The 1,929-nt window shown below is 36.1% G+C and carries 1 protein-coding gene; it reads right to left on the bottom strand.

Annotated elements, in window-relative coordinates:
- Positions 1–634 precede the first annotated feature (634 nt).
- On the bottom strand, positions 635–904 hold the full coding sequence (locus ACKWCC_RS19160) for a hypothetical protein (RefSeq protein WP_413997581.1): 270 nt from the start codon (positions 902–904) through the stop codon (positions 635–637).
- Positions 905–1,929 lie beyond the last annotated feature (1,025 nt).

Genomic DNA, 1,929 nt, shown 5'->3' with positions numbered 1-1,929 from the left:
AACTATTTCCATCTCTATGGTATCTTTGTCGAGTACTTTGTACATGGGCTATGGGATTTATGTTTGGCGACACAAATGTCCGTAGCCCTATCTTTCGATCCAAAAAAAGTTTAAATCACTTCAATTAAATATATATGGTTTTTAAATCCTTCTCCGATTAACTCCGTGTATTTGTATAGTCCAACTAAAATAAGTTGAGGAATGTACCATATAATCATTAGTAAGACTGTGAGTAATATAGCTTTGATTATTCTCAATAAGAAGGTTTTTTATAATTACAGCTAACGGCTGGGCTATGATTAGTGCGGCGCAGAAATCCGACGGATTTCCAGCTACGCGCTAAGCAAAAGCTTTTGGTTTTGTTTTTTCTTTTTTTGTTCGAAAGCAAAATCCCAAAGATTTTGCGACTTCATAAATATACACAGACCTTGGCGTAAAAGCCACAAGTCCGTATTAATTATAGGTATTGTTATATACTGTGGTGACACGTTTGAGTAAGCACGAAGCTTTGCGTTTCCTTTTTTCTCCGACCGAGTAAAGTCCATCTGCGCAAACTAGCTAAGTAGTCCATTTGCATAAACAAACTCAGAAATCAAAAGGTGATTTCCTTGTCTATTCAAAATATGTAAAAGAGTTAAAATAAAATAGCAAATAGTTTTTTAAACAATACTGCTAGCCCAAACAGTAAGATTAGAAAACCAGAAATATCTCTACCTATGTTTAGGATATTATGTGTTGTCATTTTAAAGCCACCGTTTTTTTGCTCTTTTTTATAATCTCTGTAACCAGTCCAAGAAATATAACCTCCAACAATTATAAAAACAGCTATCCATTTAGGGTCATTCTCTGTCCATTCAGTAGCAAACTCCCACATATTCAAAGCGATTAGTTTTCGTAATATCAAGTTTTGACTTTAAGTTATTTTTTTGGAGCCATTGTATATAACGGGTTCAGCTATGAACAGTACGGGGGCAAATAAGCTATAACTTTCCGTCTTGCACGTAGCAAAATCTTTTTGTTTTGTTTTATTTTTTTGTCTATAAGCAAAATCAAAAAGATTTTGCGGACTCGATAAATATACGCAAACCTTTCGATTAAGCCCAAACCCCCGTATTGTTTATAGGTATTGTTGTGCTTAGTGGTTTGCGTTCTGCTTGGCACGCTCCTCTGCGAACTGATTGCGTTTTATTTTTAATGGCATACGCATTTTTTTGTCTGGTAATTCTATCCGCGCACTACTTCCGTTCTATTTTCTTTTCGCTTCGATTCGGGTTGGGTCTCAAACTTGGCTGTTTTGACCCTATTCGGCTTCAATTATTTTTAGCAAACTTTTACCTTTTGCCCTTAAATTCTCTTTTTTTCGCTTAAAAATTTTTTCGCATTAAGTCCATTTGCGTTCTGTTTTTAATGGCATACGCATTTTTTTGTCTGGTAACTCTACTTGCGTTCTGCTTGCGTTCTACTTTCTTTTCGCTTCGATTCGGGTCGGGTCGCAAACTTGGCTATTTTGACCTTATTCGGCTTAAATTATTTTCAGTAAAAATTTTAATGGTCGGCTAAAATTCTTCTTTTCGCTGAAAAAAAAATCGTGTTGGCATTTGCGTTCCGCTTTTATTCTCAGTTCGTTGTTGATTTTGTTTTCAAGCTTTTTTCCGACCTTCTATTTCCTATTTTTTTCCAGCAACTTGCTTTTTTATGGCAGAATTTCCATCTCCGCTAAAAGTTTTGCCATTAAGCACAACGCCCGAGCTATGAACAGTACGGGAGCAAACTAGCGTTTGCTTTCCGCCACGCACATAGCGAAATTGAAAGCTACCCTGTCTTCGTAGTATTCAAAACTAGGGATTTCCAATCATTGTTGTTGATGTTCATGTCGTGTTGAAATGTGGGTATCTCTTTTTTGAGATATCCATATTTCAATGCGAAGCG

The organism is Maribacter aquimarinus (assembly GCF_047345505.1).
Lineage (GTDB): Bacteria > Bacteroidota > Bacteroidia > Flavobacteriales > Flavobacteriaceae > Maribacter.
Note: the sequence above shows the minus strand (reverse complement) of the source record. Positions and strands in the feature narration are given on the sequence as shown.